Here is a 15,477-nt window from a genome sequence, read left to right as displayed (position 1 = left end):
AAAGGTGAGCAGGCGGGTTTTGGTTTTTTTGCCACGAAATCCACGGAAGAATACGGAAAGAAAAGACTTACTGATTTTTTTGCCACGAAATCCACGAAAAAACACGAACAAAGATTTACTACGAAAAGAAAAAAGCTTTTTATCTTTTCCTTTCGTGTTTTTTCGTGGATTTCGTGGCAAAACAGTCCCTTTCTTTTCATTTTTCCGTGTCCTTCCGTGGCAAAAACCTCCCCCTTCTCCCAAACGCAAAGGCTGCACCACCACGCGTACACAAGGAGAAGTCCCATGTCTGCCATCCTGTCCCCCGAGCCCCCGGCGGTTGCCGCTACCGAATCCCTTCAGGTCATCAAACGCAACGGCACCCTCGTTGGCTTTAACCCTTCCAAGATCACCGTCGCCGTTACCAAGGCCTTCCTTGCGGTAGAAGGCGACCAGGCCGCCGGCTCCGCCCGCATCAACGACGCTGTGCACCGGGTCACCGAGCAAGTGGTGCAGGCCATCAGCCGGCGCCTGAAGGCCGGTGGCAAGGTGCATATTGAAGACATCCAGGACCAGGTAGAACTGGCCCTGATGCGAGCGGAAGAACAGAAAGTCGCCCGGGCCTACGTGCTGTACCGGGAAGAGCACGCCCGCAAGCGCGCCATTGAAGAACCCATGGAAGCGCACCCGCACCTGACCGTGAAAAAAGCCGACGGCAGCGTGGCGCCGCTGGATTTGGGTTTGATGAAACTGCAGGTAGAGCAGGCCGCGACCGGGCTGGACGGCATTGAGGGCGAGTCCCTGGTGGAGGAAGCCCTGCGTAACCTGTACGACGGCATTGCCGAAACCGAAGTATTGTCTGCCCTGATCATGACTGCCCGGGGCCGCATAGAACGGGAGCCGGACTACAGTGCCGTCACTGCCCGCCTGTTGCTGGAACAGTTACGGCTGGAGGCGGCCGAGGAGCTGGATTTGCCCCGCAACCAACCCCTTGCAGAAAGTTATCCACAGGCCCTGAGCGCCTTTGTTCACGCCGGTATCCGCTATGAGCTGCTGGACGAGGCCCTGGCCGCGTTTGACCTGGAACGCCTCGGCGCAGCCCTGAAACCCGAGCGCGACCACCAGTTCGGATTCCTCGGCCTGCAAACCCTGTACGACCGTTACTTCCTGCACTGGAACGGCGCCCGACTGGAACTGCCCCAGGTATTCTTCATGCGCGTGGCCATGGGCCTGGCCCTGCGGGAAGACGACCCCAACGCCCGCGCCATCGAGTTCTACAACCTGCTGTCCAGCTTCGACTACATGGCCAGTACGCCGACATTGTTCAACAGCGGCACCCGCCATTCCCAGCTGTCCTCCTGCTACCTGACCACCGTGCAGGACGACCTGGACGGCATTTACGGGGCCATCAAAGACAACGCGCTGCTCTCCAAATGGGCCGGCGGCCTGGGCAACGACTGGACCCCGGTGCGGGCGCTCGGCTCCCACATCAAAGGCACCAACGGCCAGAGCCAGGGCGTGGTGCCGTTCCTGAAAGTCGTCAACGACACCGCCGTGGCGGTCAACCAGGGCGGCAAGCGCAAAGGCGCGGTCTGTGCCTACCTGGAAAGCTGGCACCTGGACATCGAAGAGTTCCTGGAACTGCGCAAGAACACCGGCGACGAACGCCGCCGCACCCACGACATGAACACCGCCAACTGGGTGCCGGATTTGCTGATCGAACGCATGCGTGAAGACCGGGACTGGACCCTGTTCTCCCCCAGCGATACGCCGGATCTGCACGACCTGTACGGCAATGCCTTCCGCGAGCGTTACCAGCACTACGAAGCCCTGGCCGAGCAAGGCAAGATCAAGCTGTTCAAGAAAATTCCGGCCAAGCAGCTGTGGCGCAAAATGCTCACTGTGCTGTTCGAAACCGGCCACCCCTGGATCACCTTCAAAGACCCCTGCAACCTGCGCTCGCCGCAGCAGCATCAGGGCGTGGTGCACAGCTCCAACCTGTGTACCGAAATCACCCTGAACACCAGCGCCGACGAAATCGCCGTGTGCAACCTGGGCTCTGTAAACCTGGCGGCCCACATCAAGGACGGCGAGCTGGATGTACAACGCCTGGAACGCACCGTAAACACCGCCGTACGCATGCTCGACAACGTTATCGACATCAACTTCTACGCGGTGCTCCAGGCCAGGAATTCCAACCTCAAACACCGCCCGGTGGGCCTGGGCCTGATGGGTTTCCAGGATGCCCTGTACCAACTCGGCCTGCCTTACACCAGCCCGGAAGCGGTGGAGTTTGCCGACGTGGCCATGGAGCAGCTCAGCTACTTCGCCATCCGCGCCTCCGCCACCCTGGCCGGCGAACGCGGTGCCTACGAAAGCTACGAAGGCTCCCTGTGGCAGCAGGGCATCCTGCCCTTCGACTCCATCGCTCTTTTAAAAGAGGCGAGGAAAGACGGCGACTTGTCCCTGAACACCGACAGCCGCCTGGACTGGACCCCGGTGCGGGAGCTGATCGCCAAACACGGCATGCGCAACAGCAACGTCATGGCCATCGCGCCCACGGCCACCATCTCCAACATCGTCGGCGTGTCCCAGTCCATTGAACCGGCGTACCAGAACCTGTTTGTGAAATCGAACCTGTCCGGCGAGTTCACCGTGGTGAACCCTTCACTGGTGCGGGATCTGAAAGCCGAAGGCCTGTGGGACAACGTGATGGTGAACGACCTGAAATACTTCGACGGCAGCGTGCAGCAGATCGACCGCATACCGGCGGAACTCAAAGCCCGCTACGCCACCGCCTTCGAAATCGACGCCCGCTGGCTGGTAGAAGCCGCCGCCCGCCGCCAGAAATGGCTGGACCAGGCCCAGAGCCTGAACCTGTACATGGCCGAACCCAGCGGTAAAAAGCTTGATGCCCTGTACCAGTTGGCCTGGGAACGCGGCCTGAAAACCACCTACTACCTGCGCTCCCTGGGCGCCACCGGCGCCGAAAAAACCGCCCCGGTGACTGCCCCGCAGCCGCAGGTTTGCAGCATCGATGACCCGGACTGCGAGGCCTGTCAGTAACTGGCAAATCAATCTAAAAGGAGCGAACCATGCTGAACTGGGACGACGAATCAAAACCCGCACCGCAAGCCGCAAACCCCGAAGGCCCGGCACCGGTTAACGTAGACGACAAACGCGTCATCAACGGCGAAACCGACATCAACCAACTGGCACCCTTCAAGTACCCCTGGGCCTGGGAATACTTCATGAACGCCAACAAAAACCACTGGACTCCGCTGGACGTCAACATGGCCCAGGACGTCCACGACTACCACCACCGCCTGACCCCGGCAGAAAAGCACGTGTACGAAAACGTACTGGCCTACCTCACAACCTCCGACATCCTGGCCATGCGCAACATCGGCCTGGCGGTGATGGAAAAAATGAGCGCCCCGGAGCTGCAAATCTACCAGGCCCGCCAGGTGTACGAAGAAGCCCTGCACACCTGGACCTACCAGCACTGCATCGAAACCCTCAACCTGGACCAGAGCGAAATCTACAACCGCTACCGGGTGGTGCCCCAGATCAACGGCAAGATCCAGCTGGCCAATCGCCGGCTGGATGCCGCCATGCGCTCCGACATGAACCTGCGCAACCCGGACGACCTGCAGGAATTCATCATGTCTTACCTGTTCTTCGCCGCCGTGTTTGAAGGCTGCTGGTTCTACAACGGCTTCAGCCCCATCTTCGCCCTGCAGCGCCGGGGCCTGATGCGCGGCACCGGTGAACAGCTGCAGTACATCCTGCGGGACGAAGCCATGCACTTCTCCTTCGGCCTGAAAGTGGTCAACCAGATTTTGGAGGAAGAAAACATCAGCTTTGACCCCAAAGCCGTGCGCGACATGTGGGACGAATCTGAAGCGGCTGAGATGGCTTACGCCAACTACATTCTGCGCGACCCGATTATGGGTTACTCGGCGGAATACCACACCGAGCAGTTCCGGTTTGTGGCCAACCGGAGGGCGCGCACGGTAGGGCTGGAAGAGCCGTTCCCGGGGGCGAAAAACGTCTCGCCCTGGCTGGACGAGCAAGCCACCCTGCGCAAGGAGAAGAACTTCTTTGAGACCCGGGTAATTGAATACCAGACCGGCGCTCAGCTGGAGTGGTAAGCAGGTAGGGGGAGCAGAGCTGTCCGATATGTCGGGCAGCTCCGGTAGGGTTATTTCCGCGCCATGGCTTCCAGCATCCGGTTCACTGCGTCCAGATGCTCTGGCTCGTTGTGGCTCATGCCCTGGAAACAGGCGCAGATATCCAGGAAATCCTTCAGCTCGGTGCGCTGGGCCATCTTCATCAGCCGCTTGGTCAGCCGCGTTGCTTTGGGCGGCTGGCTGGCCATTTTGCTTGCCATCTTCAGGGCTACCGGCATCAGCTCATCGGCTGGTACCACATCCATCACAATGCCCAGTTCCTTCGCTTCCGCGGCGCCTACGATGCGGCCGGTCAGCGTCAGCTCGAAAGCACGCTGGTAACCAATCAGCCGTTGCATAAACCAGGCGCCACCGTCGCCGGGAATGATGCCCAGATTCAGGAACGTCTCGCCGAACTTGGCGGAGTCCGCAGCAATTCGGATATCCGCCATGTTGGCCAGATCAAACCCGGCGCCAATGGCTGGCCCGTTCACCGCGGCAATCACCGGCACCTCCACCGCCTGCATCGCCAGGGGAATACGCTGGATACCCTTGCGATAGCGCTCTGCACACTCAGCGGGATTGCCAGCGAAATCGCCGCTGCGGTTAGCCATATCGCGGATGTTGCCACCGGCACTGAACGCCGACCCCGCCCCGGTGATCACCAGCACGGATACGTCCTGGCAGTGGTTGACCCACTCTGCTGTGGTGACGATGTCATCAATCAGGTGGGAGCCTGTGAGGGCATTGCGCAGGTCGTGCCGGTTCAGGGTCAGCACGGCCACCCCGTTTTCCAGGCTGAGCAGGGCATCCGTAAGTTGGGGCAAGCTGGCCATCGTGGAGTCCTTGTTCTGTAAATTCAGGGCGATTGTCTCCCTATGATTGGCCCATGCCAAGAACCTTCGATCGCCTTGGCCAGGGGCCCGTGCTGCATGAACCAACAAACAGTGGAGTTATACGAACCCGTTCGCAAAACTCCGGGGAAATGCATGGGAAAAGTTAGTAACCTTCTGATATGTTTAGGAAGTGGTGTTTTCAGGGGCGGAGTTATACGCCCCTAAGTAGGAGCAGGGGTGGCTCGAATCAGGGCGTATAACTCCGGCGGTAGCCGTGGTTCGTTTTCTTAGGTTGTTGTTTTTGTTTAGAAAAATTAAAAATTTCGGGCGCGTTTTGGTTGGAATTATACGAATGCGGGATATACGAACTCGTTCGTAGAATTCACTGTTAAGCCCCTACTAGGAGATAACATGGCTGCTAAGAAGAAATCAGTAGAGGTGGTTCCTCTTGTCGATGAAGAAGGGAACTCTCCTCGCCCTCGTCTTCATAAACTTCAGATCAATAACTTCAGATCAATTGGGACTGAGAAAGTTGAGATCGAGCTTGACGACATCGTTGTTCTTGTCGGGCCTAATAATGTCGGTAAAAGCAGTATTTTGAGGGCTTATGAAACTGTAATGTCCCACGGCTCCAAGGATGGAAGACTGACAATAAACGATTTCCCCAATGGGCAAGTCGACCCAGAAAATCTGCCTACAATTGAATTGCATACAATCGTGTTTGATGATGCACCGGGTGAAAGATGGCTTGAGCCCACTGCAGATAGCGAGTGGTTAATCCGTGAAAAATGGGTTTGGGACAGCCCAAATAAAGACCCCAAGAGACAAGGGTTCGATACTCAAAAAAATGACTGGGATGATCAAGTTCCTTGGGGAGCACCGAACGTTGCTAACTCTCGGCGCCCCCTTCCACATAGGATAGATGCTTTCGCAACACCAGAAAAGCAAGCAGCTGAAATAAGCAAGCTAATTACCAGCATGCTAAAGGAAAAAATATCAGAAATTAAGTCAGACCCTGAGCAAGAACAGTCCGATTATGAATTGATACTAGATAGAATTCGGCAGCTTCAGACAAAAGTCGTCCAAGCGACCGAGGACGAAATCAAAGTGATCGAAAGTGAAGTATCCGAGTATTTGAGCAAGTTATTTCCTAAACACCAAATAAAATTCGATGCAAAGCCAGAAGCTGATCTTGAAGGAGCATATCAGCCCTTCAAAGGTAATGCGGATCTTCTTATGGGGCCAGAAGACGGTTACTTTAGTACTATTGAGCACCAAGGGAGTGGTGCAAGGAGAACTCTGTTATGGGCAACATTAAAATACTTATCTGAATCTCAGGATAAAAAGGGTTCTCGACCACATGTGCTATTGCTGGATGAGCCTGAAATATGCCTGCACCCTTCCGCTATTCGGGAGGCTAGGTCGGTCCTTTATGATTTACCGGAGAGCGGTAATTGGCAGGTTATGATCACATCGCACTCTCCTATATTTATAGATTTGTCGAAAGACAATACGACCATAATCAGAGTGTTTCGAGACGAAGACAGTGAGGTTAAGAGTACAACATTATATCGTCCTGAAAGAGCCAAGCTGGACGAAGATGATAAAAGAAATTTGAAGTTGATGAATGTCTGTGATCCTTATGTACATGAGTTTTTCTTTGGTGGAAGACAAGTCATTGTTGAGGGTGACACTGAATATACAGCTTTCTCGATGTTAAAAGAGTTCTACCCAGATGAATATGGTGATGTTCAGATTATTAGGGCAAGGGGGAAAGGAATTATTCCGTCAGTAGCCAAAGTGCTTAAACAATTCTCTAAGTCGTTTTGCATTCTTCACGATACCGATGAGGAGCTTACGGCTAATGGGAAGAAAAATCCTGCCTGGGGTATGAATAGTACTATCGCAGACTTACAGGAAGAGGACGGAAGTGTAAATCTCGTTGCTTGCAAGACCTGTTTCGAAACGGCTCTTTTCGGGGAAGAAGTAAAAAACGAGAAGCCATATAATGCGCTAGTGCGGATTAGAGAGGATGAAAATGTTCGCGCAAAAGTAAAAGCTTTGCTCGATTACCTGATTGGTGTGGAGGGATCGGTTCTACCAGAGAACTGCATACACTGGGGGGCCGTTGAGGAGCTGGCTTAACAATCGGCTGCACGGCGACCGATTTTCCGCCGCTCTTCGGCTCCAAACCGGCGCGTGAGCCGGGCGTTACAGGGAATTGCAAAGCAGGTCATGAGAAGGGAAGCGGTAGTCGAGCATATTGAGCTCAACCCTCTCGGAGAGTTCCGGATGGGTTGTGATGCCTACGGCATGACGATCAAAACGAATTTCGGTGAAATTGAGACGTTTAGGGATGTCCCGGTCATGATTGGACAAACCGATCACTCAAAGTTTGTTGAGCAGTCGTCATGCAAAGGTTATCTCCTTATCAAAGGTGCGTTTGCCACCTACATCGTGGATATCAAAGATCAAACCATTAGTGTTTACAGAGCTACCGTGCGTGGCGTTAACAATGAGTGGTGTGACGAAAACCCGATCTACGGCAAAGAAACTTGTCACGTACAGGGCTTTAGCCGTCACTACCATCTCCAGTTTCCCTTCGTAAGAAAGGATCGTTTCCATCAGGTTTTCGGAGACTACGAAGCCCTGCGTAGGCGCCAAATTCAGGAGCTGACCAATGCCCTGTAACAAGTCAATCAAGTTCGTTCCGGCCTTCGGCCTCCACCGGACGCCCCTGTCGGGCCGCCGCTTATTTCAGCGTTATATGCTAATCCAAGGGTCGTATAAATGGGTAAAATATTAAAATCTTCTGCTCTAATCTTTTTGTTCACCTCAACTGTTGGGTGTGCATTAAGCAGCGACATTCACAAAAAGACTTGTACCAGTGATTGGTATTCGCAAGTGGAAAAGCAAGTGACAACTGGAGACGGCAGAGGGCATGGGCCGGATTTGGGCTCTGGCGAATGGCGATCAGTAGTAGAGTTTAAGCTCGGAATTCGCGGCAATCCGGACGTACCGCCAAAGAATACGGATCAATGGTGTGATTATATTAATAGGAACTATATCAAATAGCGCACATAACAATGCGCTCAAATACGCTCCGCACCTGCGGGGCTGCGCCGGACACAAAAAACCGTGGTTCGTTTCACTCTACCACAGCCTTTTGTGCCGTTTAGCTTAGCGTTATACGTAAAAGAAGAATCGAGCATGTCTACCAGACAACCACAATTTGAAGAGATAGTTGATCAGCTAAGTAAAGCTGTGCCTATCTTGAAATCTGAGGGTTTAGATGGCTCGGTTAAAGATACTGAGAAACTGATTAGTCGCATTCAAGGTATGGGCAGCATCATCCCATCACACAAGAATGGTCTTTACTCCATTCTTCGCATGATGCTCGAGTCAAATACTTACTATGACTCAAAAGCTGGCGAGTGCTTGGACCAAGCATTTGTCCTGATGAAAGAGGCCTTGGGTGAAAACGTATAACCAGGCGGTCAACCGGACGCCAAAAGCGGGGCGCTTTTGGTTCCCTCCGCTGCGCTCCGGCGCCGGTTACCGCAGGCGTTATACGCCCATTGAGTATTGAGTGATTTTTAGATCTGGGATGTTATGTCAATAAAGAATATACAAAAATTAAAACGGTTCGGTATCTTTCATAATCACACGAACACCAATGCCAAGGATTTTGGAAAATACAACCTGTTTTATGGTTGGAACGGTAGCGGGAAATCTACGCTTTCAGGTATATTTAGGTGCATCGAAAATAAATCTAATTCAGAAAAATTCCCTTCTTCTGAGTTTATAGTAGGTATTGACGGCAGCACCGCAATTACACAATCGAATATCGCTCAATCTAGCCTAAACGTATACACCTTCAATCAAGACTTCATTGACGAAAATATTTCATGGAATAGCGTTGTCAAAAGTATTTTACTTGTAGACAAAGCCAAAATTGAAGAGCGCAAAAAGCTGGAAGAGTTGAAGAAAGCGCAAAGAACCGATTCCGAAGCATTCAGCAAAGAAGCGTCAGAAATAAAGAACCTGGAAAGCGCCATTTCAAAATTTGGAACTGACAGCGCTCGTCGCTTGAAAATGAGCCTCCAATCTATTGATACGTCCGATAGCCATTATCTTAATTATAATAGAAAAAAGTTTGAATCCTTTATCACCTCAAACCTCCAAGCAACGAAAACAGACGCCCCGCTTCTTGATGAAGAGAAAATCGTCGAAATAACCAATGCGGCTAAACCAAATCAAAAGAACCCTATCAGTTTCACTAAACAGAGCATAAGTCAGGAAACTTTTGCCAAGGCGAAAGATCGCCTTGATGATCTTCTAAACACCAGTGTGGTGAGCAAAACTATTCAACGGCTTGTTGAGCATGGAGATATAAAATCTTGGGTGGAGACCGGCCTTACTCTTCACAAGCGTCACGATACAAACCAATGTGAATTTTGCGGTAACACCATCACTGAAGAGCGGATCAAACGGCTTGAGGCCCATTTCAATGATGATTACAAAGCCTTCCAAGAGCGGCTTGTAAAGGCTGATAGCTGGCTTTCAGGTCAATACATACAAGCTCCAATGCTTCCAGCGGCAAGTGACTTTTACGAAGAACTTAAAAAGAAATACAGTGAAGCCTGTGCAGATTTGGAAAAAGCTATTATAGACCTGAACGAAGAAATATCAGCTTGGCACACTGCCCTGAAGGAAAAGACTGAAAATCCGCTTGAAACAGGTCGTTCAGTAGAGGCTATCAAAGAATCGTCCGTACAATCTTTCAATGATGCCATGGCCGCTATTAGTGCAACTGTTGAAAAACACAATCACAAATCAGCCAACTTTAAAGAAGAAACAGACAAAGCCAAGAAACAGCTTGAGCTTCATTATGTCACCACTGAAGTTAAGGATTTTGGTTACCACGACAAGAAAATTGAGGTTGCTAAACGCGCAGCCGAAAACGATGATTTAAGAAGAGCAATAAATAATAGAAATACCGAAATTCGAAATCTTGAAGAGTCGCTGTCAAATGAAGGTCTGGGGGCTGATCAGTTTAACGAATCGCTTCACAAGTTTCTTGGTCGCAGTGAAATAACTCTTAATTTTAATCCGGCAAAAAAAGGTTATGAAATACTTCGAAATGATACTGATCTGGTGGAAGGAAATCTGAGTGAAGGTGAGAAAACTGCCATTGCGTTCGTTTACTTTATAACCAAGCTAAAAGAAAACGACAACAAAATGGAGAACACTATTGTTGTAGTCGATGATCCAGTATCAAGCTTTGATTCAAACCACCTGTTCCATGCATATTCGTTCCTTAGAAGTAATTGTGATAAAGCAAAACAGTTGTTTGTATTTACACACAACTTCACCTACTTCAAATTAATTAGAGATTGGTTCGAAGGGATAAACCGTAATAGGAGAAGAAAGCACCCACCTAAAGAACCGAATGCGTGCTTTTATACCATTGAGGCGTCAACAGCAATTCCCCGTCATTCGACATTCAAAGACGCTGATCCCAGCTTGGTGAACTACAATTCAGAATACCATTACATTTTTTCAAAGCTCTATGCATACAGAAACAGCCCAGAATTATCACGGGATGAGGCATTCTTGACGGCTAATCTTGCGAGGAAATTGCTTGAATCTTTCTTTAGCTTCAAGTTTCCAAAGTATCGAAGTGATATTGCCCAGTTAATGGATCGTGGTCTGAAGGGTTGTGAAGTTACGGATGAAGCGACAAAGGAAAAGATTTACCGATTCATCAATAAATATTCTCATAGTATTGTTATTGAGATTAATGAGGATTCTTCGGAAAACCTTGTTGGTGAAAGTCAAAATGTGATTGGTGATATTTTTGCTTGGCTTCAAGAAGTCGATGAGGTTCATTACAATGAAATGCTTGAAGTTGTGCAATGATTAGTGACTAAGCGTATAACAAGGTCAGGCACGGCGACGTCTTTTTCGTTGCGGCTTCGCCTCCACTACAAAGCCGCGCATGCTGCAGGCGTTATAAATAAGGGAGGAGCCAACTATGGAGTGGCGCAAGGACGATTACCTAATCACTGACGATAATTCCAAGGTGCAACTGGATATCGTCCACCGCTTGCTTTCGGCAACCTATTGGGGTGACCGCCGCCCCCGAGAAACCGTCGAGCGCATGATTGCTGGCTCCATCTGCTTCAGTCTTTACCGTGGTGCCATGCAAATTGGTTTTGGGCGTGCAGTAACCGATGGCGCTACGTTTACTTGGGTCGCGGATATTGTGGTTGAGCCAGATTTTCGGGGCGCTGGACTGGGGCAGTGGCTCATGGAGTGTTTGGTTTCGCACCCAGCCATAAAGGGAACTCAAATGGTGTTGCAAACCCGAGATGCTCAAGGGTTGTACGAGAAGTTTGGCTTCTCTGGAAATAGTGCTCTCATGAGCACCAAAGTCACTGATTTATAATAAAATGTTATGCACAGGGAGAGATAGGTGCCATTGTTTGAAACAGAGAGGTTGATTGCAAGGAAGCTGTCCCATCAAGACGTTCCGATGCTCACCGCAATGCTCAGTGATCCAGAAGTCATGAAGTTCTCAGTCCGTGGAGTTTGTGACGAAGAAGCTACCCGAAAATTCGTTGATTGGTGCCTTGAGTGCTACGCCTCTCATGGGATAGGGCCATGGGCATTGTGTGAGAAAGAATCAGGGAATTTTATCGGCTTCTGTGGCGTTGGGCCGGAGATGGTTGGCGATGTTGAGGAGATCAACCTAGGTTATCGTCTGGCGCGCAGGTTCTGGCATCAGGGGTATGCGAAAGAAGCAGTAAAAGGTGTTCTCCGGTATGCTTTCGACCAAAAACACTGTGAGTCGGTAATTGTTATTATCGAGCCGGAGCATACAGCTTCCGTCAGGGTCACGGAGAAGGTCGGGTTCGAAGACTATACGATTCGAGAGTTCCATGCCCGACCTGTGCGGGTGTATCGAATGTCGTGCGGCGACTGGGCATTGCATAACAAATTGTTGTAGTGCGTTTCGGGCCTGGCGGCCCTACACCGGACGCCTACTACGCTGCGCTCCGTAGTCGCCGCTAAACCAAAGCGTTATGTTTCTCTCAGGGCCGGCTCAAGTCCAAGATGATCAACAAAGGGGATAAAGTCACGATCCAGGAACAACAGAGGTAGCTCCTTCTCTATGCAAAACGTCGCGATGATCACATCGGCAGTCTTTCTGATCGTGATGCCCTTTTTACGAAGCGCTCGATAATTGTCGGCACACTTGGCTGCCATATCTTTGCCAAACATTTCATATTGATCCAGCGCCATCAGGCTTTGTTTGGTCTGACGATATTGTTTGTCGTTGCGGATGCCTTGCAGTATTTCCAGAAATATGAGGTCCCCGATAGCGACAGATCCTTGGACTATCGAGGCATCCAACAGGTCAGTATGTGGGTTAGTGACTCCGTTGAAATAGTCAATCCAGACGCTGGTATCCACCAGGATCATCCGGCGCTCCGCATTTCATTCAGGTCGCCTTCCCACTTGACCTTGCCGCGCAGCTTTCGAATTTCCTGCTGCTTGCTCAACTGGACCAGAAGTTTCAGGCCTTGCTCAACAGCTTCTTTTTTGGTTTCGTAGCCAGAGGCTTTGAGGGCTTCGGCCATCAACTGGTCGTCAATGACAATGTTCGTTCTCATGGTGCACCTATGTGTATAGTTTGCAGTTTCTATACACAATCTAGCACTTCGGGGAAAACATAACAATCGGCTGCACAGCGGTCGATTTTACGCCGCTTCGCGGCTCCAAGCCGGCGCGTGAGCCGGGCGTTAAATGCCGGTTACAGCCAGGTCCAGAGCTCCAACAATCTGGTCTCTGAAATGTGAGAGGGAGCCAATAGGGCTCTTGAGATGTTTTTCAGGCACGGAGGAAATTTGGGGAGTTAACAGCAACAGCTCCTGATCGGCGAAGCTGATTTCGGGAGTGAGCCTTGCTGATTTTGCTCGGGTTGGGGTACACATCGAATTGTGCCATCAGAACTCCCTGAATTCGTCGCCGAAGCATCCATGTTGTTCGACGAAATCGTTGTAGCTTTTTATCGCAGCGCGATTCTCTTCAACCCATTGAGCGGCTTCGCGTTTCGAAAGCTCTTCTTTCAGAGCTCGTTCCAGGGTGGCAGACAAATTAATGTTCAGTTCCCGGGTTCTACGCAGCAGATCGCTGTTGATTGAGAGGTTCGCTGCTTTTTTGGGGGCGGCTGAATTATAGAGTTCTGCCATGAGGGCCTCCGAGAAGATCTAGAATACACAGCTTGATCTTATGCGCATGACTATGCGCATACAAGCATTTAACCAACGGCTGTTGTCGGACGCGCCTGCGCTGGCGCTCCGGCACGCCGCGAAGCTCCGCGTTACGTCTCTTCCCCACAGTCCATGGAAGGAGTTCTGATGACTGATCATTCCGGTTCTTGCCTGTGCGGCACCGTAACCTTTGAGGTAAAAGGCGAGTTCGACAGCTTTTACCTGTGCCACTGTCAGCATTGTCAAAAAGATACAGGTTCGGCCCATGCGGCAAATCTATTTTCGCGCTCAGCCAGGTTGGTCTGGCTGTCGGGTGCAGATGCCGTAACGTCCTTTACGCTTCCTGGCACTCGTCATAACCGAAGCTTTTGTCAGGTGTGTGGCTCAGCATTGCCAAACACCCAGGTTGCAGGTTTGCTTGTCGTGCCAGCAGGGTGTTTGGACACAGACATTGCCATGTTGCCTACGGCGCATATCTTCTCGTCGAGCAAAGCTGTCTGGGAAGATAGGTTAGGGGAGGTGCCCGCGTTCGCGGGGCTGCCAGAGTAGCTAATCAGTCGTATCCTAGTAGAATGCTCGCCAATCAAGCCCAAGACCAAAAGGACTTCCGCTTCATGTTTCAATCCGTCTTCCAGCGTCACTGGAACCCCTATGTTGTGCTCATCGTCGCTGGCTTGCTCAGCGCACTGTACTTCGGCCTGACCTCGACGGTCTGGGCGGTCACCGGTGAATTTACCCGGCTTGGGGGCGAGATCCTGCAGGTGTTCGGGGTGGATGTGTCCGGGTGGGAGTACTACCAGATGGTCAAGCTGGGCGGTTCCACCTGGACCCGCCCGGATGGCTGGATTGTCTGGGGTATGTTTGTCGGGGCGCTGATGATGGTGCTGCTGAGTAACAGCTTCAAGGTTCGATTGCCGCAACAGAGGCGCCGTTATGTGCAGGGCTTTGTCGGCGGCATTATTGCCGGTTTTGGTGCCCGCCTGGCGCTGGGGTGCAACCTGGCGGCCTTCTTTACCGGGGTGCCGCAGTTCTCGTTCCACTCCTGGATTTTCATTGTCGCCACCGGCATCGGTACGTTTTTCGGGGCTAAGTTAACGAAGATGCGCTGGTGGAAGGGCAAGCCGTCGCTGGCACGGGGTGCGGGTAAACCTTCTGTTGCCAAAACCCGGGTTATCCAGACTTATGTGGGTGGTGCTATTGCCCTCGTTTATCTGGGCTTTGTGGTGTACCTGTTCTCTACCGGGCAGAAGCTGCTCGGCCTGGGTGCGCTGTTTGGCCTGGCTTTCGGTGTGCTGATCGAGCGCGGCCAGATCTGCTTTACCTCCGCCTTCCGGGATCTGTTCCTGGTCGGGCGCAGCCTGATGACCAAGGCCATCATTATCGGGATGGCGGCCAGTTCGGTGATCACCTTCGTCGTCATTTCTGTCTATGACATGACGCCCATCACGCAGATTGCGGCGCTCAGCACCCTGGTGGGTGGTGTCTTATTCGGCCTGGGTATTGTAATGGCCTCGGGTTGTGAAACCGGCATGATGTACCGGCTGATGGAAGGTCAGGTTCTGTTCCTGCCGGTATTTGCCGGCAACGTGATCGGTGCTACGGTACTGGCCTATGGCTGGGATAACCTCGGCATCTATGATGTGCTGGTGCAAGGTGGTGACAAGGTCAACCTGATCGCCACACTGGGCCCGGCCGGAGCCATCCTCAGTACTCTCGCCATGCTGGGCATCCTGTATGCCTTGACCGTGTACCGGGAAAAGAGCTACCACCGCAATTTCGAGTTGAAAAGGGGCGTTGCATAATATGGAAGCCATGAAAGAGGCAGACTTCACGCTGGATCTGCGGGGCGAATCCTGCCCCTATCCGGTGATTTACACCCTGGAAGCGCTGGAAGGCATGAACAAGGGCGAGCTGTTGCAGGTGATCACCGATTGCCCGGGCTCGTTCCGGAATGTGCCGGAAGAAGCCATCGCCCACGGTTATACCTTTGCCCAGGATCCGGTGAAGAACGGGCAGGAATACCTTTTTTATATTTATGCCTAGTGAATCCGGGGGTTACTGCCGCCATCAAACCGTCACCGGAACAACACATACTGGTTTTCCACAGGATTGAAACGGCGGGGCGAGGCCCCATATCTGGTTAGGCATCGGGATAACGCCGTACCGCTGCGGGCCGAGAGGCAGGGTTTTTATCAGGATAGGCTGAGCCTA

16 protein-coding genes are annotated in these 15,477 nt (G+C 51.9%); 11 read left to right on the top strand and 5 right to left on the bottom strand.

Going from position 1 to position 15,477, the window contains the following annotated elements:
* Window positions 1-285: 285 nt before the first annotated feature.
* Window positions 286-3,045, top strand: coding sequence for a ribonucleoside-diphosphate reductase subunit alpha (locus AQ621_RS15490; protein ID WP_058342153.1), 2,760 nt, complete (start codon window positions 286-288; stop codon window positions 3,043-3,045).
* A 29-nt stretch (window positions 3,046-3,074) separates the two neighbouring features.
* A complete protein-coding gene (locus AQ621_RS15485; RefSeq protein ID WP_058342152.1) occupies window positions 3,075-4,133 on the top strand; it encodes a ribonucleotide-diphosphate reductase subunit beta in 1,059 nt (352 codons plus the stop codon).
* 50 nt (window positions 4,134-4,183) lie between these two features.
* Here AQ621_RS15485 and AQ621_RS15480 read toward each other — a convergent pair whose 3' ends face one another.
* Window positions 4,184-4,987 carry an enoyl-CoA hydratase-related protein gene (locus AQ621_RS15480; RefSeq protein WP_058342151.1) on the bottom strand — a complete coding sequence of 268 codons (804 nt, stop codon included), beginning with the start codon at window positions 4,985-4,987 and terminating at the stop codon, window positions 4,184-4,186.
* A 411-nt stretch (window positions 4,988-5,398) separates the two neighbouring features.
* Here AQ621_RS15480 and AQ621_RS15475 point away from each other — a divergent pair, with 411 nt between their 5' ends.
* The 6 genes from AQ621_RS15475 (at window position 5,399) to AQ621_RS15450 (ending at window position 11,999) form a co-directional block, all read left to right on the top strand.
* Window positions 5,399-7,132, top strand: coding sequence for an ATP-dependent nuclease (locus AQ621_RS15475; protein WP_058342150.1), 1,734 nt, complete (start codon window positions 5,399-5,401; stop codon window positions 7,130-7,132).
* A gap of 90 nt (window positions 7,133-7,222) precedes the next feature.
* Window positions 7,223-7,678: a hypothetical protein gene (locus AQ621_RS15470; protein WP_058342149.1), complete on the top strand. Its 456-nt coding sequence runs from the start codon at window positions 7,223-7,225 to the stop codon at window positions 7,676-7,678.
* Between the two features lie 519 nt (window positions 7,679-8,197).
* A complete protein-coding gene (locus AQ621_RS15465; protein ID WP_058342148.1) occupies window positions 8,198-8,476 on the top strand; it encodes a hypothetical protein in 279 nt (92 codons plus the stop codon).
* 123 nt (window positions 8,477-8,599) lie between these two features.
* Window positions 8,600-10,909 carry an AAA family ATPase gene (locus AQ621_RS15460; protein ID WP_058342147.1) on the top strand — a complete coding sequence of 770 codons (2,310 nt, stop codon included), beginning with the start codon at window positions 8,600-8,602 and terminating at the stop codon, window positions 10,907-10,909.
* Window positions 10,910-11,024: 115 nt separating this feature from the next.
* Window positions 11,025-11,438, top strand: a complete 414-nt coding sequence (locus AQ621_RS15455) for a GNAT family N-acetyltransferase (protein WP_058342146.1) — start codon at window positions 11,025-11,027, stop codon at window positions 11,436-11,438.
* A 27-nt stretch (window positions 11,439-11,465) separates the two neighbouring features.
* Complete coding sequence (locus tag AQ621_RS15450) at window positions 11,466-11,999, top strand: GNAT family N-acetyltransferase (protein ID WP_058342145.1); 534 nt, start codon at window positions 11,466-11,468, stop codon at window positions 11,997-11,999.
* 74 nt (window positions 12,000-12,073) lie between these two features.
* Here AQ621_RS15450 and AQ621_RS15445 read toward each other — a convergent pair whose 3' ends face one another.
* The 4 genes from AQ621_RS15445 to AQ621_RS17440 form a co-directional block, all read right to left on the bottom strand.
* Entirely contained in the window at window positions 12,074-12,475 is a 402-nt protein-coding gene (locus AQ621_RS15445) for a type II toxin-antitoxin system VapC family toxin (protein WP_054641852.1), read from the bottom strand.
* Window positions 12,472-12,666: a type II toxin-antitoxin system VapB family antitoxin gene (locus AQ621_RS15440; RefSeq protein ID WP_022990190.1), complete on the bottom strand. Its 195-nt coding sequence runs from the start codon at window positions 12,664-12,666 to the stop codon at window positions 12,472-12,474. The genes AQ621_RS15445 and AQ621_RS15440 overlap by 4 nt, the downstream gene beginning before the upstream one ends.
* A gap of 129 nt (window positions 12,667-12,795) precedes the next feature.
* Complete coding sequence (locus AQ621_RS17445; protein WP_227508365.1) at window positions 12,796-12,987, bottom strand: CcdB family protein; 192 nt, start codon at window positions 12,985-12,987, stop codon at window positions 12,796-12,798.
* A 12-nt stretch (window positions 12,988-12,999) separates the two neighbouring features.
* Complete coding sequence (locus tag AQ621_RS17440) at window positions 13,000-13,245, bottom strand: type II toxin-antitoxin system CcdA family antitoxin (RefSeq protein WP_082641119.1); 246 nt, start codon at window positions 13,243-13,245, stop codon at window positions 13,000-13,002.
* Between the two features lie 168 nt (window positions 13,246-13,413).
* Here AQ621_RS17440 and AQ621_RS17435 point away from each other — a divergent pair, with 168 nt between their 5' ends.
* From AQ621_RS17435 to yedF, 3 genes are read left to right on the top strand one after another with little or no spacing between them, the layout of a single operon-like run.
* Window positions 13,414-13,815 carry a GFA family protein gene (locus AQ621_RS17435; protein WP_082641117.1) on the top strand — a complete coding sequence of 134 codons (402 nt, stop codon included), beginning with the start codon at window positions 13,414-13,416 and terminating at the stop codon, window positions 13,813-13,815.
* Between the two features lie 23 nt (window positions 13,816-13,838).
* The gene (gene yedE / locus AQ621_RS15435; protein ID WP_082641116.1) at window positions 13,839-15,068 is read left to right on the top strand and encodes a selenium metabolism membrane protein YedE/FdhT; all 1,230 of its coding nucleotides are present in this window, start codon (window positions 13,839-13,841) and stop codon (window positions 15,066-15,068) included.
* A 1-nt stretch (window position 15,069) separates the two neighbouring features.
* Window positions 15,070-15,309: a sulfurtransferase-like selenium metabolism protein YedF gene (gene yedF, locus AQ621_RS15430; RefSeq protein ID WP_173637056.1), complete on the top strand. Its 240-nt coding sequence runs from the start codon at window positions 15,070-15,072 to the stop codon at window positions 15,307-15,309.
* Window positions 15,310-15,477 lie beyond the last annotated feature (168 nt).

It is taken from the genome of Marinobacter sp. P4B1 (assembly GCF_001447135.1).
Taxonomy (GTDB): Bacteria; Pseudomonadota; Gammaproteobacteria; order Pseudomonadales; family Oleiphilaceae; genus Marinobacter; species Marinobacter vinifirmus.
Note: the sequence above shows the minus strand (reverse complement) of the source record. Positions and strands in the feature narration are given on the sequence as shown.

What these genes read in the sequence shown, in the direction of transcription:
- AQ621_RS15490 (WP_058342153.1), top strand. Translation starts at nt 286, where the DNA reads ATGTCTGCCATCCTGTCCCCCGAGCCCCCGGCGGTTGCCGCTACCGAA.
- AQ621_RS15485 (WP_058342152.1), top strand. Translation starts at nt 3,075, where the DNA reads ATGCTGAACTGGGACGACGAATCAAAACCCGCACCGCAAGCCGCAAAC.
- AQ621_RS15480 (WP_058342151.1), bottom strand. Translation starts at nt 4,987, where the DNA reads ATGGCCAGCTTGCCCCAACTTACGGATGCCCTGCTCAGCCTGGAAAAC.
- AQ621_RS15475 (WP_058342150.1), top strand. Translation starts at nt 5,399, where the DNA reads ATGGCTGCTAAGAAGAAATCAGTAGAGGTGGTTCCTCTTGTCGATGAA.
- AQ621_RS15470 (WP_058342149.1), top strand. Translation starts at nt 7,223, where the DNA reads ATGAGAAGGGAAGCGGTAGTCGAGCATATTGAGCTCAACCCTCTCGGA.
- AQ621_RS15465 (WP_058342148.1), top strand. Translation starts at nt 8,198, where the DNA reads ATGTCTACCAGACAACCACAATTTGAAGAGATAGTTGATCAGCTAAGT.
- AQ621_RS15460 (WP_058342147.1), top strand. Translation starts at nt 8,600, where the DNA reads ATGTCAATAAAGAATATACAAAAATTAAAACGGTTCGGTATCTTTCAT.
- AQ621_RS15455 (WP_058342146.1), top strand. Translation starts at nt 11,025, where the DNA reads ATGGAGTGGCGCAAGGACGATTACCTAATCACTGACGATAATTCCAAG.
- AQ621_RS15445 (WP_054641852.1), bottom strand. Translation starts at nt 12,475, where the DNA reads ATGATCCTGGTGGATACCAGCGTCTGGATTGACTATTTCAACGGAGTC.
- AQ621_RS15440 (WP_022990190.1), bottom strand. Translation starts at nt 12,666, where the DNA reads ATGAGAACGAACATTGTCATTGACGACCAGTTGATGGCCGAAGCCCTC.
- AQ621_RS17445 (WP_227508365.1), bottom strand. Translation starts at nt 12,987, where the DNA reads ATGTGTACCCCAACCCGAGCAAAATCAGCAAGGCTCACTCCCGAAATC.
- AQ621_RS17440 (WP_082641119.1), bottom strand. Translation starts at nt 13,245, where the DNA reads ATGGCAGAACTCTATAATTCAGCCGCCCCCAAAAAAGCAGCGAACCTC.
- AQ621_RS17435 (WP_082641117.1), top strand. Translation starts at nt 13,414, where the DNA reads ATGACTGATCATTCCGGTTCTTGCCTGTGCGGCACCGTAACCTTTGAG.
- yedE (WP_082641116.1), top strand. Translation starts at nt 13,839, where the DNA reads ATGCTCGCCAATCAAGCCCAAGACCAAAAGGACTTCCGCTTCATGTTT.
- yedF (WP_173637056.1), top strand. Translation starts at nt 15,070, where the DNA reads ATGGAAGCCATGAAAGAGGCAGACTTCACGCTGGATCTGCGGGGCGAA.